The 26,973-nt window shown below is 48.0% G+C and carries 21 protein-coding genes and 1 other annotated feature; of the genes, 16 read left to right on the top strand and 5 right to left on the bottom strand.

Annotated features, from left to right (window positions below; translation table 11 throughout):
- Window positions 1–5 precede the first annotated feature (5 nt).
- Together DW826_RS02530 and DW826_RS02525 are read right to left on the bottom strand one after the other, a co-directional pair.
- Entirely contained in the window at window positions 6–956 is a 951-nt protein-coding gene (locus tag DW826_RS02530) for an ABC transporter permease (protein ID WP_021905090.1), read from the bottom strand.
- 236 nt (window positions 957–1,192) lie between these two features.
- On the bottom strand, window positions 1,193–2,893 hold the full coding sequence (locus DW826_RS02525) for an ABC transporter substrate-binding protein (protein ID WP_117551938.1): 1,701 nt from the start codon (window positions 2,891–2,893) through the stop codon (window positions 1,193–1,195).
- A 509-nt stretch (window positions 2,894–3,402) separates the two neighbouring features.
- Window positions 3,403–3,856: a binding site (T-box leader), on the top strand.
- Window positions 3,857–4,035: 179 nt separating this feature from the next.
- Between DW826_RS02525 and DW826_RS02520 the strand changes: the two genes are divergently transcribed.
- The 7 genes from DW826_RS02520 to DW826_RS02490 all read left to right on the top strand — a co-directional run bounded on the left by DW826_RS02520 (window position 4,036) and on the right by DW826_RS02490 (window position 12,640).
- On the top strand, window positions 4,036–5,067 hold the full coding sequence (locus DW826_RS02520; RefSeq protein ID WP_117515167.1) for a sugar ABC transporter substrate-binding protein: 1,032 nt from the start codon (window positions 4,036–4,038) through the stop codon (window positions 5,065–5,067).
- 124 nt (window positions 5,068–5,191) lie between these two features.
- On the top strand, window positions 5,192–6,829 hold the full coding sequence (locus DW826_RS02515; protein WP_117551937.1) for a sugar ABC transporter ATP-binding protein: 1,638 nt from the start codon (window positions 5,192–5,194) through the stop codon (window positions 6,827–6,829).
- Entirely contained in the window at window positions 6,829–7,770 is a 942-nt protein-coding gene (locus DW826_RS02510) for an ABC transporter permease (protein WP_117515173.1), read from the top strand. Before DW826_RS02515 ends, DW826_RS02510 begins: the two co-directional genes overlap by 1 nt.
- A 122-nt stretch (window positions 7,771–7,892) precedes the next feature.
- Entirely contained in the window at window positions 7,893–9,398 is a 1,506-nt protein-coding gene (locus tag DW826_RS02505) for an FGGY family carbohydrate kinase (RefSeq protein WP_117515175.1), read from the top strand.
- Between the two features lie 197 nt (window positions 9,399–9,595).
- Window positions 9,596–10,780: a tryptophan synthase subunit beta gene (gene trpB / locus DW826_RS02500; RefSeq protein ID WP_015552928.1), complete on the top strand. Its 1,185-nt coding sequence runs from the start codon at window positions 9,596–9,598 to the stop codon at window positions 10,778–10,780.
- Complete coding sequence (trpA, locus tag DW826_RS02495; protein WP_015552929.1) at window positions 10,773–11,555, top strand: tryptophan synthase subunit alpha; 783 nt, start codon at window positions 10,773–10,775, stop codon at window positions 11,553–11,555. Before trpB ends, trpA begins: the two co-directional genes overlap by 8 nt.
- Before the next feature lie 356 nt (window positions 11,556–11,911).
- Window positions 11,912–12,640 carry a DUF554 domain-containing protein gene (locus DW826_RS02490; protein WP_015552930.1) on the top strand — a complete coding sequence of 243 codons (729 nt, stop codon included), beginning with the start codon at window positions 11,912–11,914 and terminating at the stop codon, window positions 12,638–12,640.
- 125 nt (window positions 12,641–12,765) lie between these two features.
- On the opposite strand, the gene DW826_RS02485 is transcribed toward DW826_RS02490, so the two are convergent.
- Window positions 12,766–13,746 carry a LacI family DNA-binding transcriptional regulator gene (locus DW826_RS02485; protein WP_181967966.1) on the bottom strand — a complete coding sequence of 327 codons (981 nt, stop codon included), beginning with the start codon at window positions 13,744–13,746 and terminating at the stop codon, window positions 12,766–12,768.
- Window positions 13,747–14,037: 291 nt separating this feature from the next.
- Here DW826_RS02485 and DW826_RS02480 point away from each other — a divergent pair, with 291 nt between their 5' ends.
- The 9 genes from DW826_RS02480 to DW826_RS02440 all read left to right on the top strand — a co-directional run bounded on the left by DW826_RS02480 (window position 14,038) and on the right by DW826_RS02440 (window position 24,972).
- Window positions 14,038–15,690: an ABC transporter substrate-binding protein gene (locus DW826_RS02480; protein WP_181967965.1), complete on the top strand. Its 1,653-nt coding sequence runs from the start codon at window positions 14,038–14,040 to the stop codon at window positions 15,688–15,690.
- 137 nt (window positions 15,691–15,827) lie between these two features.
- Complete coding sequence (locus DW826_RS02475) at window positions 15,828–16,796, top strand: ABC transporter permease (protein WP_117515180.1); 969 nt, start codon at window positions 15,828–15,830, stop codon at window positions 16,794–16,796.
- On the top strand, window positions 16,796–17,662 hold the full coding sequence (locus DW826_RS02470) for an ABC transporter permease (RefSeq protein WP_117515182.1): 867 nt from the start codon (window positions 16,796–16,798) through the stop codon (window positions 17,660–17,662). The genes DW826_RS02475 and DW826_RS02470 overlap by 1 nt, the downstream gene beginning before the upstream one ends.
- A gap of 15 nt (window positions 17,663–17,677) precedes the next feature.
- Complete coding sequence (locus tag DW826_RS02465) at window positions 17,678–18,658, top strand: ABC transporter ATP-binding protein (RefSeq protein ID WP_117551935.1); 981 nt, start codon at window positions 17,678–17,680, stop codon at window positions 18,656–18,658.
- 1 nt (window position 18,659) lies between these two features.
- Window positions 18,660–19,613, top strand: a complete 954-nt coding sequence (locus tag DW826_RS02460) for an oligopeptide/dipeptide ABC transporter ATP-binding protein (protein ID WP_117551933.1) — start codon at window positions 18,660–18,662, stop codon at window positions 19,611–19,613.
- A gap of 33 nt (window positions 19,614–19,646) precedes the next feature.
- Entirely contained in the window at window positions 19,647–21,428 is a 1,782-nt protein-coding gene (locus DW826_RS02455) for a PHB depolymerase family esterase (protein ID WP_117551932.1), read from the top strand.
- 32 nt (window positions 21,429–21,460) lie between these two features.
- Window positions 21,461–23,242, top strand: coding sequence for a PHB depolymerase family esterase (locus tag DW826_RS02450; RefSeq protein ID WP_181967964.1), 1,782 nt, complete (start codon window positions 21,461–21,463; stop codon window positions 23,240–23,242).
- 192 nt (window positions 23,243–23,434) lie between these two features.
- Window positions 23,435–24,028 (top strand): VOC family protein, encoded by a 594-nt coding sequence (locus DW826_RS02445; RefSeq protein WP_147352456.1) that lies wholly within the window; start codon window positions 23,435–23,437, stop codon window positions 24,026–24,028.
- A complete protein-coding gene (locus DW826_RS02440) occupies window positions 24,016–24,972 on the top strand; it encodes a carbohydrate kinase (protein ID WP_117551928.1) in 957 nt (318 codons plus the stop codon). Before DW826_RS02445 ends, DW826_RS02440 begins: the two co-directional genes overlap by 13 nt.
- A 106-nt stretch (window positions 24,973–25,078) precedes the next feature.
- On the opposite strand, the gene DW826_RS02435 is transcribed toward DW826_RS02440, so the two are convergent.
- Window positions 25,079–25,570: a VanZ family protein gene (locus DW826_RS02435; protein ID WP_181967963.1), complete on the bottom strand. Its 492-nt coding sequence runs from the start codon at window positions 25,568–25,570 to the stop codon at window positions 25,079–25,081.
- A 26-nt stretch (window positions 25,571–25,596) separates the two neighbouring features.
- Window positions 25,597–26,874: a DUF1576 domain-containing protein gene (locus DW826_RS02430; protein WP_117551924.1), complete on the bottom strand. Its 1,278-nt coding sequence runs from the start codon at window positions 26,872–26,874 to the stop codon at window positions 25,597–25,599.
- Window positions 26,875–26,973 lie beyond the last annotated feature (99 nt).

Here is a 26,973-nt window from a genome sequence, read left to right as displayed (position 1 = left end):
ACTCATCACCCCTTTTCCAGTTTAACTTTCGGATTCAGAATCGCGTAGGCGATATCGACCAGCATGTTGCAGAAGACGAACATGATCGCGGAGAACAGGACCGCACCCTGGATCAGGGAATAATCGCGGTTGTTGATCGCGGTGTTGATCATGGTTCCCATGCCCGGCCAGGAGAAGATTCCCTCGGTGATGATGGCACCGGTGAAGGTTCCGGCGATCTGAAGACCTAAAACTGTGATGAGCGGCGGGAGAGCATTCTTTAATCCGTGGATCAGGATGACTTTGAGTTTTTTGATTCCACGGGCTCTAAGACATCGGATGTAGTCGCTGCTCATGATGTCGATCATGCTGGAACGCATGGTTCTCGCAAAGGTTGCCATCGGGATCGTCGCAAGGCAGAAGCCCGGAAGGATCATATGGCTCACAACATCGCCGAAGCCTTTGGAGAGATCGCCCATACCCATAACAGGCAGAAGATTCATTTTAACGGAAAACTGAAGAACCAGCATGAGTGCCAGCCAGAAGATCGGCATGGACACACCCACGAGCGTGATGACCATGACAATGTAATCGAAGATCGTATTCTGCTTTAATGCAGCAATGATACCGACGCTGGTTCCGATGATGAAAGCGAAGAGAAGTGCTGTCAGCGTCAGGGTTAATGTGTTCGGAATTCTGGAAGTGATGAGTGGAAGAACGTCCTGACGGTAGCTGTAGGAGTAACCAAAGTCACCGTGGACAAGTCCACCCAGGTAGAGGGCGTACTGCTCAGGGAGCGATTTGTCGAGGTTCATCTCGGCTCTCATAGCTTCGATGTCCTCCGCATTTGCCTCGATACCTAAGATCGCCACTGCCGGATCGCCCGGAAGCATTCGTGTGAGGCAGAAGGTAAGTGTGACGACGACCAGAAGTGTGGGAATCGTCTGCAATAATCGTTTTATGATGATCTTTCCCATATAAATCCAATCCTTTCATAGCTGTCCTGTTCTCTTCACCGGGAAGAATGTGAAGAGAATGGAACAGTTAAATCTCTGTGAGTGTACAGAAAAAGGGAAACAAACTTAGGATTTGCCTCCCCCTTTCTATGTGTGGAATCCAGCTGCTTTGTGTCTTTAGCACTCACGCAGCGACCGCCGGTTTTCGTAATCCGGGCTATCACCCTGCTTACTCAAACCGGTTTGGTCGTCAAATTCTATTTTTCAACCCAGATATTGTTGAATGGTGTTGCGACTAACATTTGATTATCGGCACGGAGAACTGCGTTATGTACCTTCGGGGATACGGCCCAGTTCCGGCACTCGTATGCGTAGTAGATACCGGTGTATTCGTTCATAACCTTCTCAATGACTTTCTTATAGGACTCCGCGCGCTTTGCGTTGTCTGTGGAGCCAAAGCCTTCATTTAAGAGCTCATCCAGTTCCGCATCGTTGTAGCCGCCTGCGTTGGAGGAGGCGTGAAGTGTCTGGGAGCTGAAGAACTTTCCAAGGAAACCGTAAGGATCCGGATCGCTGTTCCAGCTTACTCCGTAGCTGTTTACAACATCGGACTGCCAGGAATCAACGACCGCTGCGGACCAGTCGGCCATGGTGGAAGACTTGATATCAAGTGTTACACCGATCTGGCTCCAGTAGTACTGTAACATCTGTGCCATCTTCTCGCGATAGGTAGTGGAACCAATGTAAAGGCTCATGGTAAAGCCATCCGGGTAGCCTGCTTCTGCGAGGAGCTTCTTTGCACCTTCCGGATCGTAGGACGGTACAAGATCATTGTATGCCGTGTCATAAGCGAAGGAGTATACCGGAAGCGGCTGATAAGCTCTTGTGCCTTCGCCGTACTGATAGATACCGGCTACCATGGAGTCGATATCGACAGCCATTGTGAGTGCTTTTCTGACATCAGCGTTTGCGGTCGGTCCGTTCTGCATATTGAAGCGGACAAAGGTGACAGCGGAACTCGGTGCCTGAAGTAAGAGGTCCGCATCCTGCGCACGCTTGATGGCTTCGCCCTGAAGATACATCGCGATGTCGACCTCACCGGTCTGGACTGCGTTGATCGCCTGATTGGAATCGGAGATGATTCGGAACTCGATGCCGTCTACGTTCGGCTCTGTGCCCCAGTAATTCTCATTTTTCTTTAATGTGACTTTTTCATCGGTTACGATCTCTTCCAGTGTGAAAGCACCTGTGCCGACGATGTGGGAACCGAAGTCTTCTCCCCAGCCTTCAACTTCCTCTTTCGGGAGGATTGCGTTTCCGATACCGGCTAACTGAGAGATAAACGGTCCTGCAACAGATTTCATATGGATAACGACCTGTGTCGGGCTTGCAGCTTCGCAGTAATCGAAGAAATCACGGCAGATACGGTCTGTGGTACTCTCTTCCTTGCTTCGTTCAAGAGAGTATACAACATCATCCGCGGTCATCTTTCTTCCGTCCTGGAATTTACCTTTCTGGAAGTATACATCATCACGGAGGTTGATGGTGTAGGTCAGGCCATCATCACTGACAGTGTAATCAGTTGCCAGACTCGGAATCACCTCTTTGTAATCCTTATCCCAGACAAACAGGGTATCGAGAACATTGTACATAATGTGGTTTTCGTACATGGTTGAGTAGGCTTTCGGATCAAGGGTGCGTGGGGATGAAGGCATTGACAAAACAAGCGTTCCACCTTTTACTGCCTCACCGTCACTTGAGCCGACCGCGATACCGCCTCCGAGTGTCTGATCCGTGGACTTTGCGTCCGGGGATACCGCATTGGAGGAAGCCGCTGCTGTTTCAGCAGTGGAACCGGCTGCTGTTGTTGAGGATGTCTGGGAACCGCCGCATCCTGCCAGGGAAGATGCTGCCATAACGGCTGCAGCTGCGAGTGCAATAAGTCGTCTCTTCTTCATAAATGAATCTCTCCTCTCTCTTTCCTTTTACGAACGATCCGGGTGGGGAATCTCCGGTGCCGGTGGGTATCCGGCAGTCGCTTCCGGAGAACCGGAGAAACTGTTCGATAGTCTTACAGTTAAGTCCGGGTAAAAAAGAAAGGCGCACTTTTGTCAGAAGTTATCGCCTTTGATAGTTGGAATGGATCGTTAATAAAATTATGTGCTAAAGAATAAAACCATAACTTAAAAAAGTCAAGTATTTTTTAAATTCACTTTACTTAATTCGGCATAATAATCAAAAAATGAGAATTATGTAACTTTTGTTTCTACAAAATGGAAAAAACTGTCAACAAAGAGATGATAGATCTGATCTTGGAAAGTCTTTCAGGAGCCGATTTTTGTTCGAACCGGATATGATTGGAAAAAATAGTGACTGGGTATAGGAATTTTTAATAGCAAATATTCTGAAAATAAAATTGACATATGGAAAGAAGTGTGCTAATCTTTAATCCATAAAAATTAAAAACAAAAAGTCGATGAGCAAAGAGAGTACATTCGGAATGAAATCACAGAGAGCTGTCGGTGGTGGAAGACAGTATGGAATTCCCTATGGAATGGGTTTGTGAGACGCCAGGTGAAAGAGATCCGAGTAGCTGCGGCCGTGATTCCTGCGTTAAAGGATAAGAGTATCGAAAGAGATTTCCGTACTCTGAAATGAGACAGATTGGTGGCAGATATTCCGATGTGGGATAGCTGCTATTTTTGTTTGAAAGTGTTGTCAAGCGGATAGCCAGAATGACGTGCTTGCACGTCAGGCTGGATAGACATTTGACAACCAAGCCTGCATGAGTAAGTAGGGCGATAGCCCGGATTACGAATGGAGGCGGCAACTGTGGGAGTGCCGTAGGCACGGAGCAGTTGGCTTTCGAGGAAGACTGATCTGTGAAATCGGGTGGCACCACGAACAATTTCGTCCCGGCATAGTGAAAACTATGTCCGGGACTTTTTTTATGTAACAGGAAATTCCGAGGAATTCCCTGTTACATAAAAAGGCACTAACGTGCCAAAGCACATTCTTTTTTACTTATTTTCAACGTGCTGTTCTACCCCCTTACTGATTCCCGCAAGAGGCAGTCGACAAAAACGAGGAGGAAATGATTATGAGAAAAATGAAAACCATCATGAGCCTTGCTGCAGCCGCAGCTCTTGCAGGAATCCTGCTTATCGGATGCTCCACAGAGGCGGATGAGAAGACGGCAGTGACAGAGACAACAACGACCGCAGCGGAGACAACAACAGCCGGTTCGACAGCAACGGAAGAAAAGACGGAAGGCGGTGCACTTGCCGGAAAGAAGATCTCCGTTATGACTCCGTATCTCACATCTGTCACGACCAACCAGATGGCAGGATATATTAAGGAAGATCTGGAAGCTGAGGGCGCGGAAGTATTCGTGATCGATACGGCAAACGATTTTGCGGAGCTTGCGAGCCGGATCGAGGATGTTGTTTCTTCCGGAACCGATGGGATCGTCCTTGTGAGCGCTGACCCGAACCAGGTAGCAAACCAGCTTCAGGACGCTTTTGACGCGGACATCCCGGTATTCGGATGTGACAGTGGATTTATCGATGGAATGCAGATCAATGCGACAAGCGACAACTACCAGATGGGCGAGCTCATTGTGAGGTACTTATTTGACGATCTGATGGGTGGAAAGGGAACCGTGATCGCCCTGACCCACAGACCGCATCCGGGCGTTGTAAAGCGCAGCGAGGCATTTGACGATGTTATTAAGGAATATCCGGATATCAAGCTGATCACAGAGCAGCACGTTCCGGCAGAGCAGCCGATCAACGACGCGCAGGACATCGTTGCAAATCTCTTAACGGCAAATCCGGACAAGGATTCCATCACAGCCGTATTTGCGGCATGGGATGAACCGGCCATCGGCGCTGCAAAGGCACTTCAGGAGGCAGGACGTGACGAGGTCATCGTCACAGGCGTTGACGGAAACGAGCAGGCAGTCGAGATGATCAAGGACGGAACAAACTTAAAAGCGACGGTAAAGCAGAACTTCGAAGGAATGGCTGGTATCGTTTGTGAGCAGATGGAGAAGTACTTTGACGGTGAAGAGATCGAAAAAGGTGAGATGTATGCACCGGCAGAGCTGATCACGCAGGAGAATGCACAGTAAGCAAATGAATCCGGATAAAAATGTCGAAAAATTTTAGAAGTGCTGTTTCAACGGGCATGATACTAAAAACGCTGAACAGGCATAAAACGGAGAATAGAAACAAAAATTAAGGCAGGTAAACAGGATGTTGCTGGATGTAAAGGGCGTAGATAAAAAATTTAACGGTGTATACGCATTAAAAGGTCTGGACTTCTCTCTCGGTGAGGGGGAGGTCCATGGCCTCATCGGTGAGAACGGAGCCGGAAAGTCCACGTTCATCAAGATCCTAGGCGGTGTCTACAAGAGAGACGGCGGCAGTATCCTGTGGAACGGAAAAGATCTTCCGGAGGTGATCCGACCGGAAGAGAGCCGGAAGCTGGGGATCAACATTATCTTTCAGGACAACGTCCTGATCCCGGCATTTACGGGAATGGAAAATATCTGTCTCGGAAGACCCTATCCGGTAAAAGGCGGGCTGATCCGATGGAAAGAGATGGAACGGGAAGCCGCGGCGAAAGCAGAGGAGTTTGGGATCCATCTTGACCTTAAGAAACCGGTTTCCATGATGACCCCGGCACAGAAAAAATGCGTGGAGATCGTCCGGGCGATGATGAGTGACTGTAAGCTTTTGATCCTCGATGAGCCGACAGCGTCCCTTTCCGATAAGGAGACGAATCTGTTATTTTCCATCGTGAGAAACTTAAAGGCAAAAGGAACCTCGGTCCTCTATGTGACACACCGGTTGGAAGAGATCATGGAGCTGGCAGACCGGGTCACGGTCTTGAGAAACGGAACGCTGGTGTCCACGGTGGATACGGCAGGAACCAGCAGAAAAGAGCTGGTACGGCTGATGAGTGGAAATGAAGTCGCGGATGGCGTCGGAAAAGCTGGAAAGGATGCTGAGGCGGAGCTTCAGGGCGGAGCGGCAGATAAGGCATCTGGTAAAGGCGGAGTAAAGCAGACAGTGAGCAGTGAAGCAGAAAAGACGGATATTCAGGGAGCTGAGCTGTTGGGAACAGGTGCCGACGGAAAGATCGGAAAAACAGCTCTGGAAATCCACGGGATCCGCTCCGGGGACGGAATCGTCCGCGGTGTCGATCTGGAAATAAAGACCGGGCTGATCACCGGAATGTTCGGGCTCTGCGGAAGCGGGCGGACAGAATTCCTGGAATGCATCTACGGAACGAGAAAGCTGGCAGGCGGTGAGGTTACGATAGACGGAAAGACCACAACCCGTCCTACCCCGTCGGAATCCATCCGCCAGGGAATGGCGTTTATCTGTGAGGACCGGAGAGGAAAAGCCATGATCCCCGCATTTACCGTCGAGGAGAACATGATGCTTTCATCCATCGATCGCTACACGAAAAGCGGCTGGTTTCAAAAGCGGGCGGCCGACAAAAAGGCGATGGACATGATCGAGGCATTAAAGATCAAATGTGTTGGTGTGAGCCAGCCGGCGAAGGAGCTGTCCGGCGGAAACCAGCAGAAGGTTGTCTTCGCGAAGGCACTCCTTACAGAGCCGTCGATCTGGCTCTGCGATGAGCCGACTCAGGCGGTGGATGTGGCAACACGGCAGGAGATCCACAGGCTTCTGAAGGAAGAGGCAAAAAAGGGCAAAGCCGTCCTTTACGTGTCGTCCGATCTCACGGAACTTTTAGAGGTTGCCGATGAGGTTGCCGTCATGGCATACGGAAGAGTACGAAAGACATTTGAGAATAAAGACCTGAAACCGACGGACGTGCTGGCGTGCTGTTATGAGGCGGAGAGAGAGGAAAGCGACTGATGAAAGGAAAAACATTAAAGAATTACGGAACGGTGGCGGCATTGGTTGTCATCATCGGAATTTTCGGACTCCTGAGACCTGCGTCGTTTTTTACACTGAAAAACTTCCTTAATATAACGCGTCAGGCAGCGCCCCTCGCCATGGTGGCTTTAGGAGCGACATTTGTCATGACCATCAATGAATTCGATCTTTCCATCGGAAATATCGTGAGCCTTGGCGGCGTGGTTGCAGCGCTTTTATCGATTCAGGGTGTTCCGATCCCAGTCTGCTTTCTGGCAGCGGTAGTGGCCGGTCTGATCGTCGGCTGCGTGAACGGAGGGATCGTAGCAAAGTTCGGGATCCTTTCCTTTATTACAACACTTGGTATGGGAACCGTGCTGGACGGCGTGATTTACGGACTTACCGGAGGAACGACCGTATTTCATGGGATCCCGAAGGCGTTTACGATCCCCGGGATCTTAAAAATCGCGGGCATCCCGTTTATCACCATTGTTGCGGCGGTGCTTTACATCGTATTCCACATGTTTATGAACCACATGTCAGCCGGAAGAAAGCTTTATGCCATCGGTGGAAGCAAGGAGGCTGCGGAGACGGCAGGCATCCGGATCTTCCGTTACCGGATTCTCGCTTTTGCGCTCAGCGCGGCAATGGCAGGTCTTGCAGGCGCTCTCGTGGCATCTCGTGTAGGTTCCGCGAATACCACAGCGGGGCAGGGATATTTCTTGCAGTCCTACGCAGCGGTATTTATCGGATGCACCGTTTCAAAGAGCGGTGTTCCCTGCGTGGTCGGAACCTTAGTCGGAACCATCATTCTGGCGGTTCTGGCGAACGGACTCACGATCCTTCAGATGCCGAGCTTCATGCAGAACATTATCACCGGCGGAATCATCATTCTCGCGGTCGTGCTCCAGAAACTCGGCGCGGGTCATGGTTCACGGTAGGGATTTTTGGTACCGAAAATACCGTAAAATAACATTGAGAGAGCGGATTTTACCAATTTAGGATGCGAAGGATTGGCAAAATCCCCAGTACTGTGTAACGGTACGGAACGGGGAGGGAATAGATGTTAGCAGCAACCTTTGATATCGGAACGACAGCCGTCAAGGCAGTGGTCGTGAACGAAAATGGAGAGCCCGTCTTTACCGGAAGCTCCGTGATCCACACCATCGAAACGGGAAACTTCAAGGAACAGGATCCGGATGAGTGGTATGGGTCGTTCTGTAAGCTGTCAAAAGAGATGTTTGAGATCATCCCGCCAAAGGAGATTGGGGCTATTATCTTCTCCGGACAGATGCAGGATGTGATCTCGGTTGGGGCAGAAGGAAAAGCACTCCGGAATGCGATCCTTTATTCCGACGGTCGGGCGGACGAGCAGGCACGGGTGATCATAAGAGAGGCGGCAAGGCGGAATGTAGTGCCTCTCGGGGATGCGTATATTGCGGAGATTACGGGAAACCACTTTGACGGATCGATGCCGCTTGCGAAGATCCTGTGGTTAAAAGAAAATGAGCCGGAGATTTATGAGAAGACCGCATGTTTTCTCATCAGCTCGAAGGACTATATAATAGGTAGACTTACCAGTGTGTTCGCCGGAGACATGACCGCCTGCTCCACGGCGGGGGCCATGGATCTGGACAGGAAGATCTGGTCGGAGGAGCTGATTGGAGCGGCGGGAGTCGATATTAAGAAGTTCCCAAAACTTTTTTACGCCCATGAGTGTGTCGGCACGGTCACGGAGACCGGGGCGACGGAGAGTGGTTATCCGGTAGGAACAAAGGTCTATGCCGGAACCGGGGATGCGGGAGCGACGACACTTGCCAGCGGCATCCTGGCACCGGGGGAGTACAACATCAACCTCGGAACCTCCGGCTGGGTGGCAGCCGTGTCCAACCAAAGGATGGAGAGTGAAGGCGGCGGATTCAATCTGGCGGCGATGCAGAAGGACCTGCTCATCAATGTAGTCCCGTTCCTAAACGGCGGAAACGCCCACCGGCTGATCGCGAAGATCCTGTCCAGGGATCCCGACGGGGCACCGGATTTCGGGTATATCTCAGAGCTTCTTGAGAAAGCGGAACCCGGAAGTCACGGACTGTTCTTCCTGCCCTATGTGGCAGGTGAGCGGTTCCCGATCATGGACAGCAGCGTCCGGGGAAGCTTCTTAGGTCTCTCCCAGGAGACCACGGCGGCGGATATGGCACAGAGTGTCCTCGAGGGCGTGGCATTTTCCATCCGTCAGGGACTGGAACTGTTCGACCATCCGGCGTTAAAGATCACGCTGATCGGAGGCGGAGCGAGGGAACGGCGATGGTGCCGGATCTTAAGCAATGTCATGGGACAGAAGATCTTTGTATACAAGGATCCGGACCTTTTACCGGCACTGGCCATCGCCTCGGCGGTGTTTGTGGCGGAGGGCGTGATCCCGGATTACAAGTCCTTTATCGAGACACTGGAGAGCCAGGGACACTGTGATACGGTGGAGCCGGATCCGGCAGTCTCGGAGAAATACCACGGGATCTATCAGAAATATAAGAACATTTATCCGTTGGTAAGAGAGTTTTACAGCAGATAAAAGTCAGTCGGCAGCCGTGATTTTTTCACACCTGTGGTCTGCAAAAATAGAAAATATGATAACGGTTAAGTAACATTTCCGCTGCTACAAAATCACGATTTCGATGACTGTCTGGCGGAGATTTGAAAAATCACTCCGGAAATATGGGTATGGACAGTTACAGACAATAAACCAGTTTACACGAGGAGGAAAAAAATATGTCAAAAGGCAGATTTGGCGCGCATGGCGGTCAGTACATTCCTGAGACGCTTATGAATGCGGTACTGGAACTCGAAGAGGCATACAACCATTACAAAAATGACCCGGAATTCCAGAAAGAACTCACAATACTTTTAAATGAATACGCGGGCAGACCATCAAGACTCTACTACGCGGAGCACATGACAAAGGATCTCGGCGGAGCGAAGATCTATTTAAAGAGAGAGGACTTAAACCATACCGGTGCCCACAAGATCAACAACGTGCTCGGTCAGGTGCTTCTCGCGAAGAAGATGGGAAAGACCCGTGTCATCGCTGAGACAGGCGCAGGCCAGCACGGTGTAGCGACAGCGACAGCGGCAGCGCTCTTCGGCATGGAATGCGAGATCTACATGGGCGAGGAGGACACAAAACGTCAGGCATTAAATGTTTACAAAATGCGCCTTCTCGGAGCAAAGGTGCATGCGGTGACAACCGGAACAGGAACCCTCAAAGATGCTGTTTCGGAGGCAATGAGAGAGTGGACGAACCGGATCGAGGACACCCACTATGTTCTCGGCTCCTGTATGGGACCACATCCGTTCCCGACTATCGTCCGTGACTTCCAGGCGGTTATCTCCAAGGAGATCAAGGAGCAGATGTTAGAGAAAGAGGGACGTCTTCCGGATGCAGTTCTTGCCTGTGTTGGCGGCGGATCCAATGCCATCGGCGCATTCTACAACTTTATTGAAGATAAAGACGTTCAGCTCATCGGCTGTGAGGCAGCAGGACGCGGTGTGAACACGGCAGAGACAGCGGCGACCATCGCCACAGGACGTCTCGGAATCTTCCACGGCATGAAATCTTACTTCTGCCAGGATGAGTACGGCCAAATTGCCCCGGTATATTCCATCTCTGCAGGCCTTGATTACCCGGGAATCGGACCGGAACATGCGAACCTTTACGATACCGGACGGGCCCAGTATGTGGCGATCACTGACGACGAGGCAGTCGATGCGTTCGAGTATCTCTCCAGAATCGAGGGAATCATCCCGGCGATCGAGAGCGCCCATGCCATCGCATACGCAATGAAGCTCGCACCGACGATGGGAAAGGATAAGATCATTGTTGTCAATGTTTCCGGAAGAGGAGACAAGGACTGTGCAGCAATCGCAAGATACAGAGGGGAGGATATTCATGAGTAAGATCGCAAACGCCTTCAAAGGCGGAAATGGAAAGGCATTTATCCCGTTTATCACCTGCGGTGACCCGTCCTTAGAGGTCACGGAGCAGCTTGTATACGCAATGGAGGAGGCAGGCGCAAACCTCATCGAGCTTGGTATCCCGTTCTCCGATCCGACGGCAGAGGGACCGGTGATCCAGGCGGCAAATATCCGCGCCCTGTCCGGCGGCGTGACCACCGACAAAATTTTTGCAATGGTTGAAAAAATTCGGAAAAATACACAAATTCCGATGGTATTCATGACATACGCGAATGTTGTGTTCTCCTACGGAACAGAGCGCTTTATTAAGAAGGCGTCTGAGCTTGGCATGGACGGACTGATCCTGCCGGATGTGCCGTATGAGGAGAAAGAAGAGTTTGATTCGGTATGCAAAAAGTATGATATGGATCTGATCTCCCTCATTGCCCCGACCTCCCATGAGAGAATCAGCATGATCGCGAAAGAGGCGTCCGGCTTTGTATACTGCGTATCCTCTCTTGGCGTTACCGGAACGAGAAGCGAGATCACAACGGATATCGGCGCGATGGTGAAGCTTGTGAAAAAGGCGAAAGATATCCCGTGCGCGGTTGGCTTCGGAATCTCCACCCCGGAGCAGGCAAAGAAGATGGCAGGTCTCTCCGACGGCGCTATCGTTGGTTCCGCGATCGTGAAGCTCTGCGGAACGTATGGAAAAGATGCGGTTCCGTATGTGAAAGAGTATGTGAAGTCCATGTGTGACGCGGTGCATGGGATCTAAGAAGCGGCTGGGAAACGCTCCGCGAGGATGCGCAGTGATTTTGATAGGAATAAGTCAGCTTCGCTGACCAGAATCACGCGCCAAGTTTCACGGTCGTTCGACTTAAATGAGAAGAATGTTGTCAAAATGGTAATTGGGAACATGCACTTCACATGCACTTTTGCGAGGTAAAGTGTTTGCGTTGTACCGTACTTTGTGCTAAAATTAAATAACGAACTGTCAATTCTGCGGTGCAGGGACTCCTTTGCACCGCAGTTGTTTGTGTTACTTGCGCAAAGATGTAGGTTGTCGCAAGCAACCGCGCGAGACGCACGAATGTGCCAAGGCACATTCCTTTTTGCAAAGGAGAAAGATGTATGCCAGTAGGAATTATCATCAATGCCCTGTCCGTCGCCAGCGGCGGTGTGGTCGGGGCTTTATTTGGGCATAAGCTGCCCACAAGGATCAATTCAGAGCTCACGAAGATCTTCGGCGTCTGCTCCATGGGAATGGGCGTGAGCTCCATCGGCCTTATGAAAAATATGCCCGCCGTTATCTTTGCGGTGATCATTGGGACCGCGTTTGGGCTGGCGGTGAATCTCGGCGGGATCATCAACAGCGGCGCGGCGTGCATGGAGAAGCCGGTCGGAAAGATCTTCCCGAATAAGAATGCGTCCATGTCCAGAGAAGAGTATATGACGATGCTCGTGACGATCATCGTGCTGTTCTGTGCCAGCGGAACAGGAATCTATGGATCTCTGGATTCCGGAATGAGTGGTGACCACACGATTCTGATCTCCAAGTCCATTCTGGACTTCTTTACTGCGATGATTTTTGGAGGAACCCTGGGAATGGTGGTCGCGGCTGTTGCAATCCCGCAGTGCGTGATCTTTCTCGCAATCTTCGCTGCGGCGAAGTTCATCTTTCCGCTTACCACACCGGATATGATCGCGGACTTCAAGGCCTGCGGTGGTTTTCTTCTTCTGGCCACAGGTTTCCGCATCGCAAAGATCCACAACTTCCCGGTCGCCGATATGATCCCCGCGATGGTGCTCGTCATGCCGGTGAGCTGGTTCTGGGGGAATGTGGTGGTGCCGATGCTGTAAATCAAAAAGCTTTTTCAGTACATGTTTTAGAGGAATAAAACTGATGCTGAAAAAGCTTTTTTGTTTGCGTGGAAGTTCAAATAGAACTGCCTATGTATGAGAAAATGATATAAAAATGGGAGGACTCAATCGACCGGAAGAAATTCTGCTGGGAGTATGATTCTTTGAATCGGCATATCAGGATGGGAAAGGCGTTCCAGAAGCTGCTTTCCTGTCGCGCGCCCCATTTCGGCAACTGGCTGCTTGATCAGGCTCATATGCTGAAGACCATACTGTGCCTGTTCACTGTCTTTGTAACCGATCAGATCAATATCATGGTGGGGGCGGATTCCACGCTGATTTAAAATCATCATAGTCTCAATCGCCATAATATTGTTGGAAATAACCAGAGCAGTACAGCCAAGCGCCAGAAGCGCATCGAGATTCTCAACTACCAGAGAAGTCATAGACGTTCCGGTACGGATCAGGGCTTCAGAAAAGATTCCATGTTTTTCCATCGTATCGCGATAGGCATCAAGACGTTCTTTTGTTGTGGAAATGCGGGGAATCCCGGTGATGAATCCGATTTTAGAATGTCCTTTCTTTATAAGGTATTCCACTCCATCGGACATGGCCTGATAGTTTGCGGAGATCACGGAATCATAGGGAGCGCCTAAAGGGGAGCGGTCAACTAAGACAACAGGAATACTGGGAGGAACGATTCCTGAAATATCAGAGTAGTTTTCAACCGTAGAGGCCAGAACAAAACCATCGACAATACCGCTGGATAAAATTCTCAGGTTGTCGATCTCGCGCTCTTTCGTTTCCTTTGTATTAATAACGAGAAGCTTGAAGCCTTCTTTGGAGATAACGTTTTCAACTTCCTCGATCATTGTCGCAAAGAAGGGATTTGAAATATCAGGTACAATAAATGCAATTAAATTTCTCTTTCCCGTCTTAAAACTTCGTGCAGTCGCATCAGGACTGTAGTGAAGTTCTTCGATACTTTTCAGAACAAGCCGTTTCGTTTCTTCTTTTACATAACGGGTATTATTGATGACATGGCTGACGGTGGCAGTAGATACGCCGGCAAGGGCAGCGACATCACGAATACTAACTTTTGACATATGCATTTATTCCCCCTTCACAACACTGTAAAACGTTTAACATAAGTATATCACCCAAAAATATTGATGTCAATTAAATAAAACAAGACAAATTAACCATAACGCAAAACTGAGGAATATGTAAAAAGTACACAAAAAAGCGAAAAAGCATTTGTAAATTAGTAATAATTGACAATACATATATGGCGGGGGTATAATGAAACCACAGAACAAGTTAAACGTTTACGCAAACGTTTGACAGAACGAGTAATGGTCCATCGGGGACTAGATAACAAAAAAGGAGAGGACGATATGAAGAAGAGTGCGAAACGAATTTTTGCAGGCGCTATGGCAGCGGCAATGATGCTTTCGTTGACAGCATGCGGCGGAGGCAGTTCAACGGAAACAACGGCGGCGGCAACAACGGCAGCAGCTGGAACTGAGACAGCAGCACCGGCAGGTGATCAGGAGAAGGTTGTTAAAATTGCATATACTTCAGACCCGGGTTCCCTTGGAACATTCGATGAGGGATCTTCCAGCGGACGTTGGACAGTTCTGGCGTATACATATGAGAACCTGATCTATATGGGTGGTGATGGTGAGTACTACGGAATACTTGCGAAAAACTGGGCAAAGAACGAAGCGGAATCTACTCCGACAAACGTGGTATGGGATATCGAACTTTACGATTATATTAAAGATACAGCGGGAAACAATATTACCGCAGACGATGTAGTATTCAGCTTTAACGAGTGTCTTGAAAATGGTAAGGGAAACCAGCATACAGCATTGACCGGTTCCCTTGTATCAATTGAAAAGACCGGCGATTATACAGTAAAACTTGTGTGCAATAGTGAGGCAGCAGGAGAAGTTGAGAATATGCTGACTCAGGTTATGATCGTTTCAGAGAAAGCATACAAGGACAGCGGAGACTGCATGAGAACCATGCCGGTTGCAACCGGCCCATACAAGGTTGAGTCCTGGGTAACAGGTTCTTCCCTTACACTTGTAAAGAATGAAGACTACTGGCAGAAGGAAGATCTTCGTGTTGAGTGTCAGGAACAGAATGTCGATAAGATCGAATATTATTTCGTTACAGAGTCCTCTCAGATCGCAATCGGACTTGAGACCGGTATTTATGATGTTGCGACCTCTCTGAACTATTCAAATGCAGGCCGCTTTATGGAGGGCGGAGAGAGTGCTGCGAACTTTAATGTAGAAGAAGCCCGCGATAACTACATTCAGCAGATGTGGATCAACCGTTCTACAGAAAGTCCGTTAAACGATCTTAAAATTGCGCAGGCTGTTCTTTACGCAATTGACCAGCAGGGACTGATCAATGTGGTTATGGAAGGCCATGGTGAGCCGGTTTACTGCTATGGCAGTGATTTGAACATTGGATTCCAGGAAAAATGGAAAACAGAGGATTATTATAACTATAATCCGGAAAAAGCAAAAGAACTCTTAAAGGAAGCCGGAGTTGCTGATGGAAGTCTGAAACTTACAATTCTTTGCGATACAGATGAGGTTCGTGTAAAGACTGCACAGATCATTCAGGCATACTTAAAAGAAGTTGGAATTGACAGTGAGGTTACATCCTTTGAACAGGCTCTCTGGAATACATATCAGACAGACCCGACTAAGTTCGATCTTAATATTTCTTATAACTCCGCATACGGTTATATTACCCGTATCTGGAACCAGTTAAACAGCACACGTTACGCAGAGCATAACATGGCAATGGTAAGAGATGACAAACTGGACAATCTTCTGATGACAGCAGCCGTTTCTCAGGACGCTGCGGACATTGATGCCGCAAAGCAGTACATGGTCGAGGAAGCTTACCATTATGGTCTCTTCCATAAAGACAACTACTATATTACAAATAAGAATAAGATTACAGGTGCAAAATACAGCATCCGTTCCAACTTCCTTCCGGGCGCATCTACTTACGTTTGGAACTAAGCTTATGGAATAAAAATCAATGAAAATTGCAATGCAGTTTTTATAGTTACATGACAACAAGCATCGGCGTGCAGGAACCATATATTTGGATTCGGCACGCCGATTCCTAAAAACAGAGGTATTTGGGAGGAAGAAGAATGATCAGATTTATTGGCAAACGAATTCTGCAGATGATACCTGTAGTACTGCTCGTTGCGACATTGATCTTCGGTATTCTGTACCTGGTTCCCGGTGATCCGGCGCAGATCATGCTGGGGAGTACAGCGTCGGAATATGAACTTGCGGAGATGAGAGAACAGCTTGGCTTAAACAGACCATTTATCGTGCAGCTTGGAGAATTTTTATCGGATGTATTTCTTCATTTTGATTTGGGTGAATCTTATCTGACAGGTGCTCCGGTTGCGGGAGAAATTATGCAGAGACTTCCGAGAACATTGATTCTGGGAATTGCCTCAATGGTATTAGCGTTTGGTATCGGAATCCCGCTTGGCGTAACGGCAGCGGTTCACCAGAATGGCTGGGGAGACAGAATCAGCATGATCATTGCACTTCTCGGCGTTTCGATTCCGACATTCTGGCTTGCAATGCTGTTTGTACTCTTATTTTCATTAAAACTTGGCTGGTTCCCGGCAAGCGGAATCGGCGGTTGGGAGTATTATGTACTTCCGACAGTTTCACTTTGTTTCGGTGGTCTTGCCACTCAGGCACGACAGGCGAGATCAAGTATGCTTGAGGTCATCCGTGCGGATTATGTTGTCACAGCGCGTTCAAAAGGACTGACCCAGCGAGAAGTTATCTTAAAACATGCACTTCCGAATGCATTGAACCCGATCATTACACTGGCAGGAACAAACCTTGCGGTTATTTTCGGCGGTTCCATTGTTATCGAAAACGTATTCTCATTTCCAGGAATCGGCCAGTATATGATTACAGCGATCAATCAGCGTGACTATCCGATCGTTCGTGGCTGCGTTGTCATGCTTGCAGTAGTATTCGCGGTAATTATGCTGTTAGTTGATCTCTGTTACGCGTTTAATGATCCGCGAATTAAGGCGCGTTACGAGAATCAGGGCAAAAAGAAGAAACCGAGCAAGGAGGGAAAATGATGGCGAAGGACAATACATATAAAAAAGAAAATGCGTTTTTGGTCCTCGCAAAACGGATGTCCAGAAACAAAAACGCAATGTTTGGTCTGACATTATTTGTGATCCTGGTTCTGGCGATTATCATTGTCCCGATCGTTTCTCCGTATCAGTATGATAAGATGGACGTCATGGCAATCAAGCAGGGACCGTCATCTGCGCACCTGTTTGGCACAGATGATCTCGGAAGAGATATTTTTACCAGAGTCTTTTACGGTGGAAGATATTCCTTAAGTATCAGTATTGCGGCAGTATTATTTTCAACCGCTATCGGTACAGTCGTTGGAGCAATCGCAGGATATTTCGGTGGTGCAGCCGATACGGTCATTATGAGACTTCTGGATGTTATCCAGGCAATTCCGTCTATGCTTTTAACGATCATTATTTCCGCGGCTCTCGGTGTTGGAATTGATAAAACAATTATTGCGATTGCAGTCGGAACGATTCCTGGCAATGTCCGCCTCTTAAGAGGAACGGTTATGCAGACACGTGAAAACCAGTATCTGGAAGCTGCAGAAGCAATCGGCTGCAGTACCGCAAGAAGAATTATGAAGTATGTTATTCCCAACAGCTGGTCTCCGTTGATTGTCTCTGCGACAATGGGCGTTGCAAAAGCGATCCTGGAACTGGCAGCTTTGAGTTACATAGGTCTTGGCGTACAGCCGCCGACTCCTGAATGGGGAGCAATGCTGGCAGGCGCAAGAGGATTCCTTCGTGATTATCCGTACATGCTGATTTTCCCTGGATTATTTATCGCAATTTCAGTTCTCTGCCTGAACATGTTTGGTGATGGACTGCGCGATGCACTTGATCCGAAGTTAAAGGACTAAAGAGGGGGACATGTTATGAGCGAAAAATTTTTAAAGGTGGAGGATCTCGTTGTTGAGTATCGTACAGGTGGAAAAGTTGTACATGCAGTCAACAATGTTTCCTTTGAATTGGAAAGAGGAAAAACTTTAGGACTTGTGGGCGAGACCGGCGCAGGAAAGACAACCATTGCGAAAACGATTCTTCGTGTTCTTCCGGACGCTCAGGCGAAGGTCAAGAGTGGAAAGGTCATTCTGGATGGTGTGGATCTTTTATCTCTCAGCGAGGCAGCAATGAGAAAGGTCCGCGGCGGACAGGTCACGATGGTATTTCAGGATCCGATGACAGCGTTAAACCCGATCATGAAGGTTGGAGAGCAGATTGCGGAAGTAATTCGAAAACATCAGACAAGAGAAGATAAAACCGCAAGAGAGATGGCCGAAGATATGCTTGCTATGGTTGGTATTCCGAGAGAACGTTATGGAGAATACCCGCATCAGTTTTCAGGTGGAATGAAGCAGCGAGTTGTTATCGCAATGGCACTGGCCTGCAATCCACATCTTCTTCTGGCAGATGAACCGACGACCGCGTTGGATGTAACGATTCAGGCTCAGGTTCTCGATATGATGGATGACCTGAAGAAGAAATACAATACAGCCATGATCCTGATCACCCATGATCTCGGTGTTGTTGGAAGAATGTGCGACAATGTGGCAGTGATCTATGCCGGTGAAGTTTTGGAATATGGTTCAAAAGAGGAGATATTCCTTCACCCGCAGCATCCATACACCATCGGCCTTTTCGGAGCAATTCCGGATCTTTCTGTAGATACGCGGAGACTTGCCAATATTGAAGGACTCCCACCGGATCCGACAGATCTTCCGACAGGATGCTGTTTTAATCCGAGATGTCCGCATGCGACGGATAAATGCAGAACGATAAAATTCCCGCTGACAGAAGTAAGACCGGGGCATTTCTGCAGCTGCCCATATTGTGAAGCAGCAGAAAAGGAGGATTAGTATGGCACTTGTAGAGGTAAAAAACTTAAAAAAATATTTCTATGGTCCCAAAGGTGCTGTTCATGCGGTAGACGACGTAACGATGAATATTGATGCCGGAGAGACAATGGGTGTTGTAGGAGAATCCGGCTGTGGAAAGTCAACTCTTGGAAGAACGATCATCCATCTTCAGAAGAGTACGGGGGGATCTGTTCATTTTAATGGAAAAGATATTACAAATCCGACACCGCAGGAACTGAAAAAATTGAGAAGTGATGTTCAGATCATTTTCCAGGATCCGTATTCATCCCTGAATCCTCGAATGACAGTCGAGGATACGATTAAGGAACCGCTCTTAATTAGTGGAAAATGCGACAAGCAGAATGTAGACGCAGAGACAGAACGTCTGATGGATATGGTGGGTATTGCGAGACGAATCAAGATGAGCTACCCGCACGAACTGGATGGCGGAAGAAGACAGAGAGTAGGAATTGCGAGAGCGTTGGCTCTGGATCCAAAGTTCATCGTATGTGATGAGCCGGTATCCGCACTGGACGTTTCCATTCAGGCACAAATTTTAAATCTTTTGATGGATCTGCAGGAAGAACATGGACTTGCGTATATGTTTATTACGCATAATATGTCTGTAGTACGCCATATTTCACATAATATTTCTGTTATGTATCTGGGGCAGCTGGTAGAGACAAGTCCGACGAAAGAATTGTTTGCGGAGCCGCTTCACCCGTATACAAAAGCTCTTTTGTCCGCAATTCCGACAACAGATATTCTGCATCCAAAGGAAAGAATCGTATTAAAGGGAGAGATCACATCACCGATCGATCCGCCGCCGGGCTGCCGGTTTGCAGATCGCTGCGTTTATGCGACAGAAAACTGCAGAAAGCCACAGAAACTTGAGGAGATCAAACCAGGACATTTTGTATCCTGCTGCAGAGTACGTGAGATCAATTCTCTTTAAAAGTTGTGAGTTGAGATAAACAGGGAGGTCATCATGGAAAAATATCAGAGCTTTCATTTCAGTCCGCTTAATAACCGTTCGATGCTGATGCCTAGAATTCCAAAAGGAACAGAGTATCATGTGGACAGCAGCAGGCTTGTAAACCCGTTTGAACCGATTCCGGAGGAAGTACTGAAGGGAAGAGATCCATATAGCCTGTTGAATTCCGGATTTTTCAAGAAGGAGATAGAACTGGAAGGCGCAAAACGGCCGTATGGACTTTATGCACCGCAGAATCTTTGGTCAAAAGGTGCCTGTGTAGTAATTTTTGCGGAAAGTGGTGTTACAGCAGGAGAATTTATAAAGACAGGAAACTGGAAACAACTAGCAGATAAATATCTTGTCTCGCTGCTGATCCTGGAGAGCCCGAAGTGGGAAAAAGAACAGATTGAAAGAGAATTTGACTATGCATGGACGACTGTTTATCACGAATTCAGTAAGAGACCAACGGTCGATATTTGTGAGTCGTTTTTCTATCCGATCGGTTTGGGGGACGCCGCTGGCATAGCTGCCGCGTTTGCGCTTACATATAGTGCGACATTTCCGGCATTTGCGGTATGCGGAGACTGCAGCGTGGATCCAGAACTCCTTAATGTGTTGAGAAAATTACCGTCCGATGGAATTGATACATGGAAGAAAACAGAAATTGCAATGCCGGGATTTCTCATTGATAAGAAGGGAAATGCTGAAGCTGTATTCGAGTATATAAAAGAGATCAACCGCGTGAAAGAAGAAAATCTGATCAATCAGTATGGAAGCGTATATCTGGAGCAGCCGAGACGCGGAGCTTATTATGTAAACGAGCAGCCGATTTCGCAGGTATGGCTTGCGGATGAAAATAGTACAAAGAAATTTGACCAGAATGAAATAAATGAAGCGATGCTTCGGTTTGTCCTTCGTTTTTCCCTGTGGGGCGGATCTGGAAATAACCATCTGCGGACGAAGAGAAGCTGGGAGGAAATCGGAGTAATAAGAGTAGAGAAAGAAATCGCAGGACTGCCAAGGTACTGGGATATCTATGTACCTTCCTGCTATAGGCCGGATGACAAAAAGGAATATCCGCTTGTTGTAGCAATTCATGGATTTTCCTGCAGCCCGGAATATTTTGAACAGACAAGTGACTGGCACCGGCTTGCCGAGGAACGTGGATTTTTTGTAGTTTATCCAGCCGCGTATCCGAGAAATGTAGGGAGAAGCAGATTTCCACTTCCAGGCTGGTGTGTTTGGCCGATGGATCAGGAAGGTGTGGACGAATCCGAATATTTCAAGGTAATGCTGGATGATATGGAAGAAAAGTATCCGATCGATAAGAAACGGATTTATGCAGTTGGACATTCTAATGGCGGCCGGATGACACAGAGGCTTTCAAGGACAATGCCGGAACGATTTGCGGCATTTGGGCCGACGGGTGCACTGGGCGGCAAGTTGGCGGACGCAATCGAACCGATCGATGATCATATGAAATGCCCAATTGCGTTTATGATGGGCGAGTATGATATGGCTTCTCCGTCAGTGGAGGAAGGAAGTATTGCCCGAGAGACTTTGAAAGCATACTGCCGTGCAAACCATATGACGCCGCAATTTGAAAACTGGTATGATAATGGAATTTATCATACGTTGGTGATGTATGATAAGGATCATGTTCCTATGATCCGATATACGATCATGAAAGGCTGCCCGCATACCTATACCGGAGAGATGGCACAGCTTACCTGGGATACATTCTTATGCCATTTTACAAGAGAGGCTGACGGAAGTATTCAATATCATGGATAATGACTGCTGCAATGCAGGAAGAGGTAAAGATTATGGGAAAATATGAGAGCTTTCATTTTAGCCCGGAAAATAACCGATCGATCTTAATGCCACGGGCACCAAGAGGAACAGAATATCACCCGCCGAAACGGAACAGACACAGAGAATTGTTTCCGCCGATCCCGGAAGATAAATTAAATCATAGCAGCCCGTATTATCAGTGTAATCTTGGAATTACAGAAAAAACGATCGTGATAAATGGCCAGGAGCGGAAATATGCAATCTATGTGCCGGATGGAATGATCTCAAAGGGAGCAGGGATTTTTGTATTCCCGGAAAATGGGACGAACGCGGAAGCATTTATTCATTCTGAAAACTGGATCGCACTGGCGGAAAAATATCATACAGCTTTGGTAGTATTTGAAAGCAGCCAATGGGACAGAGAACAGATTGATAAAGAATTTGATTATGCGTGGGAGATCATCACATTAGAATTTGTGCAGCGGCTGACAGTCGATATCTGTGAATCCTATATGTATGTTATGGGATTCGGTGCCGGTGCGGAAATTGCCGCGGCATTTGCCCTGACGTACAGTGCGACGTTTGCAGCTTTTGCGGCTGATGGAAACTGTGCGGTAGATCCTGAATTGCTGGAGATACTCGGAAAACTTCCATCGGATGGAGATTTGACATTAAAGAAAACAGATATTGCGATTCCCGGATTCCTGATTGACCGAAGTGGAAAAGCAAAGGAAACATTCGAATATATGAGGACGATTCTTCGGGCTAAAGAAGAAGGTCTGGCAAATGCATATGGAGAAGTTTATCTGGAGCAGCCGGAGCGCGGACAGTATTATGTTAATGCACAGCCTGTTGCACAGGCATGGCTTGGAAATTCCGAGAGTGTGAGTGAGGTATCACGGGAAACACTTAATGAAGAAATGATAAAATTTGTCCTGCGGTTTTCACGCTGGGGCAGTTTTGGAAATAACTGTTTAAGGCCTATGAGAACGCAGGAGGAGATTGGGGTTGTACGAGTAGAACAAATCGTAGAAGGTCTGCCAAGATATTGGAATATCTATGTTCCGTCCGGATATCGATCTGGAGATGGAAAAAAGTATCCTCTCGTTGTGGCGATTCACGGCATGTCCTGCAATGCAGAATATTTTGAACGTACCAGTGACTGGTATCGCCTTGCGGAAGAGAGAGATTTCTTTGTATGCTTTGCGTCGGCATATCCTTATAATGACGGACTGGCAAAATTTCCGGTTCCGCACTGGGCGTTGGAATCAATGGGAGTTCCGCTTCATGATGAGGTGCCTTATTTTGAGAAAATGCTGGATTACATGGAAAAGACATATTCGATTGATCCATCCAGGATCTATGTGACAGGACATTCTAACGGTTCACATATGACGCAGGAACTGGCGCGGAGGATCCCGGAACGGTTTGCAGCTTTTGCACCAACCGGAGCAATGGACGGTTGGGCTCCACAGGTACGGCCATTGGAAGGCTGCGCACAGAGACCGGTATGGTTTATGCTTGGAGAATATGACATCGCTTCCGTATCGCTGGATCCGGGCACAATTGCGAGAGCAACACTTGAAAATTACTGCCACAGCAACGGAGTAGAACCGAGGTTTGAGAATTGGTACGATAATGGAAAATATCATACATTGGTAATGTATGATCAAAATCATGCTCCGATGGTGTGCTTTACAGTCATTCGAAGCTGCCCGCATACCTACACAGCAGAAATGGCGCAGCTTACGTGGGATCACTTTATGTGCCATTTCCGCAGAAATGAAGACGGAAGTATCCGCTATGACGGCTGAAACAGAAATATAACAGAGAAGGCAGGCTGACAGAGAATATAGAGGTGAAAGTGGATGGGCGACAGGTACATTTGGGGAGTGCAGCTTCTGGTAGAAGATGTGCCCGGTGCGAAAAGGTGGCTTTGTGAAAATTTGTTTTTTGTGGAAGAAGATCATAAAGGGATGATTTGTCTGCGTAATGGAAATTTCCGGTTGGTTTTAAGAGAAGACAAAGAACATCTTGCAGACAAATACGGGCCGGATGATATGTGTCTGGGATTCCGACATATTGCGTTGGAGACACATGACATCGAGGCGGCGATTGCATATTGCGAAAGCCGGGGATTAAATCTGCAGCTCGGAGAAAACGGAGGACCGCGGTATAGTGGAAAAGTATATGGAACAGGAATGAATTATTTCAACATTATATCGGGATATGGATTTACGATAGAGGTCAGCCAGAAGCTGCACAAAAAGATTCCGCCGAACAGGACACCGATCTGTGGTCTTGAACATGTGGGACTACAGGTTTCAGACCTGTCTGCTGCAATTCAATTTTATGAGAATCTGGGATTCACCGCGTGCTTTGATCCGGTTGTAAATCATGTGGACGGACATACGATTCTCTGCTGTATGGTTGCTGCCGGTGAGACGGTAATTGAGATTTATAAATTTCATGATTTACCGGAACTTTCTGTCCAGAGACATCCGGTAATTGAGAGGCTTATTCTCGGAGGAAATGACTACTTGTCCGGGACAGCTCTGGAGAGAGTAAAATTTATGGAGGAGAAGGCATGTACGATATAACAGCATTGGGTGAAATCCTGATTGATTTTACGTATCAGGGAATCGGCAGAAACGGACAAAAACTATTTGCACAGAATCCAGGTGGAGCGCCGGCGAATGCGTTGACATCAGCGGCTCGTTTTGGGGCAAAAACCGCATTTCTGGGAAAAGCCGGAACGGATATGCATGGACGGTTTTTAAAGGAGATTTTAGAGAAGGAACAGATCGATACGAGAGGCTTTATTCTGGATGAAAGATATTTTACAACGCTCGCGTTCGTGGATCTGTCACCGGAAGGAGAACGTACCTTCTCATTTGCGAGAAAGCCAGGGGCAGATACGCAGATCACAGAGAAAGAACTGGATATGGAAATTCTTGGGAACACGAAGATATTCCATGTTGGTTCTCTGTCTTTGACGTCGGAACCGGCACGCAGCACTACGTTTGCAGCAATAAAGGCAGCCAAGTCAGCAGGCGCAGTCATCTCTTATGATCCGAACTACAGAGCAACGTTGTGGGAGAATGTGGAAACAGCAAAGCGCGAAATGAAAAGTTTGATTCCATTTGTGGATGTAATGAAAATTTCGGATGAGGAAACAGAACTTCTAACAGATGAGAAGAAACCGGAGCAGGCTGCAAAAGTGCTGATGGAGAAGGGAGTAAAACTTGTAGCAGTTACCCTTGGAAAAGATGGCGCATATATAGCAAATGCAGAAGGCGGAAAGAGAGTTCCCGGATTTGAAAGTAATGTGGTAGATACGACCGGAGCTGGAGATGCATTTTGGGGAACATTTCTTTATAAACTCAGTCAGTCAAATGAATCTATCGAAAAAATTACATTAGATATGGCGGTAGAATATGCCGGATTTGCAAATGCAGCGGCATCACTATGTGTAGAAAATTTCGGTGGAATTCCATCGATGCCGTTGCTTGCAGATGTAGAGAAGCGAATGAAAATAAAATAAGATTGTTTGGTGCGGGAGTCTCTGAAATGTGGGACTCCCATTTTTATGCGATAAGAAAATAATGAAATAAAAACAGATGACCATTTTGCTGACGTCAGCAAAATGGTCATCGCTGGGAAGAAGACTTTTTTATTGTACAAATCAGCGTTACGACTGCGCACCCAAAGCAGTCGATCAGCACGTCTGTAAACCGTCCTGCGCGGCCAGGGACGAAGAACTGGTGGAATTCGTCGGTGCAGGCGTAGAGGAAGACGATGGCGAGAGCGGTGAGAAGACGGCGTTTCACGTTTAATGGCTGGTATGTAAAATGGAGTCCGAAACGGACAGCACAGTAAAATACAAGATATTCCGTCATGTGGGCGGTTTTTCGGACGGGGAAGCTCATGAGCTCGATGAGGTCAGCATACTGCGCCGGATTTCCGTGGAAAAAGCCGAGCTTTGTGCCGAGTAAAAGAATTAAGTGGCTTACGGTGTCGCTCATCTCCGTGGACTCCGCCGCCGGCTGGGCGGAAAACCAGAAGATGGCGGCGGCGATGCATGCTGCCGGAAGCCAGAAAAGCAGCTTTACGGCAGCGGGATAATCTTTTTTATGCTTCATATTTCCTTTTTCAGATATCATATGCATTACAGCGAAATCTCTCCTTTCGCTCTCGCTCTCCGGTCACGGATCGAGTGGATCACCGGAACCATGAAAATTGCTACAATTCCACCAGCAAATCCATTATTATATAAATTCATGCCACCATACACAATTCCGACATTCAGGGCGACAGAGGAGTGAAGAAAACCTGCGAGAAGCCCCATGAAGACTCCGAATTCCCCAGCAATCGGCGCCAGTGTTGTCGAAAATAAAAGTGCCAGGATCGGCGACGGAGAATTGATGGTCCAATGCTTTGTAAAGCTTGCGAAAAGCACACCGAACATGATCGGGGAGATGTTGCGGATATGTTTTCCTGTGGCGGAAAAGCCAACGATCGTAAAGATTCCGCCGATCGTCGGTCCGTTCAGTTCACCCCCGACTCCGAGAACAAAGATCGTGGCAAAGAGGCCGTTGATGGCCATATTGAGGATTGTTGCCGCGCCCCCGTTATCCCGGAGATAATCGGTTCCACCGATTCCGGAGCAGGACAGGATATTCCGGTAGGACGCGCTGACCTCCTTCCCTCCAAAGAGAAACGCCGCGAGGATCATGGCAGCAAAGAGACCGCAGAGGATAGCAAAGAGCAGCTGGTTGTTGCCTTCTGACCAGATCAGGCGAGACTCAGTGGTGATGCCGAAGGACTTCAGCACGGAGACCACGACGGTGGCGATGATCCCGGCGGAAAAACCTACGTTATACAGGGAGTAACCTTTGTGGGAATAATGAACATGGGTGGATAATGGCGGCAGCACAAAGCCAATCATGAGCCCGACGGAGAGGCTGATGAGAAGCCGCAGGAGATAGGGCAGATTCGAGATGTACATGATCTGCGTGATGATCGGGGACAGGCTGGTACCGTAAAAACCGATATAAACATAGCGTGACAGGTGCATTTTGTGATAGTGGGCATAGATATACACACCGAGCAGGATCGCCCAGATGTTTAAGAGGTTCTTTCCGAACAGGGAGAAGCCAAACATCAGGCAGCTGGACGTGATTGTATGTCCGTCCATGTCCATATCGAGGAAATAGATGGTCCAGATACATAAAAGTGTCAGCAGTCCGGCGTTGATAAAGGAAGTTCCGATGCCGCCGACCAGAAAATAGTCTGTGATCAGAAAGTCCGGCTCCCTGATCAGTGTCCAGAGTCCCGGAAGAATTTCCTTGATAGGCTGTAAAAACAGTCCGACGATCATGAAATAGAGGGGGATCAGGGACAGAAGACGGAACTTCTGGAGTCTTGTGAGGGGGGAATGTGTCATGTACGTGTCCTTTCTATCTTTTCTGGTAAATTGAGGTTCAGACTGGCGCAGGAAAATGCGCGCATGGTTTAGTATACCGTAAAATCGTAGGAATAGAAA

It is taken from the genome of Clostridium sp. AM34-11AC, assembly GCF_003435375.1.
In the GTDB taxonomy this organism is placed as follows: Bacteria; Bacillota; Clostridia; order Lachnospirales; family Lachnospiraceae; genus Pilosibacter; species Pilosibacter fragilis.
The sequence above is the reverse complement of the archived record's forward strand: the minus strand, read 5'-3'. Positions and strand labels throughout refer to the sequence as shown.

Bases quoted from the DNA above. Each gene is read 5' to 3' on its own strand.
- DW826_RS02530 (WP_021905090.1), bottom strand. From the start codon at position 956: ATGGGAAAGATCATCATAAAACGATTATTGCAGACGATTCCCACACTT.
- DW826_RS02525 (WP_117551938.1), bottom strand. From the start codon at position 2,893: ATGAAGAAGAGACGACTTATTGCACTCGCAGCTGCAGCCGTTATGGCA.
- DW826_RS02520 (WP_117515167.1), top strand. From the start codon at position 4,036: ATGAGAAAAATGAAAACCATCATGAGCCTTGCTGCAGCCGCAGCTCTT.
- DW826_RS02515 (WP_117551937.1), top strand. From the start codon at position 5,192: ATGTTGCTGGATGTAAAGGGCGTAGATAAAAAATTTAACGGTGTATAC.
- DW826_RS02510 (WP_117515173.1), top strand. From the start codon at position 6,829: ATGAAAGGAAAAACATTAAAGAATTACGGAACGGTGGCGGCATTGGTT.
- DW826_RS02505 (WP_117515175.1), top strand. From the start codon at position 7,893: ATGTTAGCAGCAACCTTTGATATCGGAACGACAGCCGTCAAGGCAGTG.
- trpB (WP_015552928.1), top strand. From the start codon at position 9,596: ATGTCAAAAGGCAGATTTGGCGCGCATGGCGGTCAGTACATTCCTGAG.
- trpA (WP_015552929.1), top strand. From the start codon at position 10,773: ATGAGTAAGATCGCAAACGCCTTCAAAGGCGGAAATGGAAAGGCATTT.
- DW826_RS02490 (WP_015552930.1), top strand. From the start codon at position 11,912: ATGCCAGTAGGAATTATCATCAATGCCCTGTCCGTCGCCAGCGGCGGT.
- DW826_RS02485 (WP_181967966.1), bottom strand. From the start codon at position 13,746: ATGTCAAAAGTTAGTATTCGTGATGTCGCTGCCCTTGCCGGCGTATCT.
- DW826_RS02480 (WP_181967965.1), top strand. From the start codon at position 14,038: ATGAAGAAGAGTGCGAAACGAATTTTTGCAGGCGCTATGGCAGCGGCA.
- DW826_RS02475 (WP_117515180.1), top strand. From the start codon at position 15,828: ATGATCAGATTTATTGGCAAACGAATTCTGCAGATGATACCTGTAGTA.
- DW826_RS02470 (WP_117515182.1), top strand. From the start codon at position 16,796: ATGGCGAAGGACAATACATATAAAAAAGAAAATGCGTTTTTGGTCCTC.
- DW826_RS02465 (WP_117551935.1), top strand. From the start codon at position 17,678: ATGAGCGAAAAATTTTTAAAGGTGGAGGATCTCGTTGTTGAGTATCGT.
- DW826_RS02460 (WP_117551933.1), top strand. From the start codon at position 18,660: ATGGCACTTGTAGAGGTAAAAAACTTAAAAAAATATTTCTATGGTCCC.
- DW826_RS02455 (WP_117551932.1), top strand. From the start codon at position 19,647: ATGGAAAAATATCAGAGCTTTCATTTCAGTCCGCTTAATAACCGTTCG.
- DW826_RS02450 (WP_181967964.1), top strand. From the start codon at position 21,461: ATGGGAAAATATGAGAGCTTTCATTTTAGCCCGGAAAATAACCGATCG.
- DW826_RS02440 (WP_117551928.1), top strand. From the start codon at position 24,016: ATGTACGATATAACAGCATTGGGTGAAATCCTGATTGATTTTACGTAT.
- DW826_RS02435 (WP_181967963.1), bottom strand. From the start codon at position 25,570: ATGAAGCATAAAAAAGATTATCCCGCTGCCGTAAAGCTGCTTTTCTGG.
- DW826_RS02430 (WP_117551924.1), bottom strand. From the start codon at position 26,874: ATGACACATTCCCCCCTCACAAGACTCCAGAAGTTCCGTCTTCTGTCC.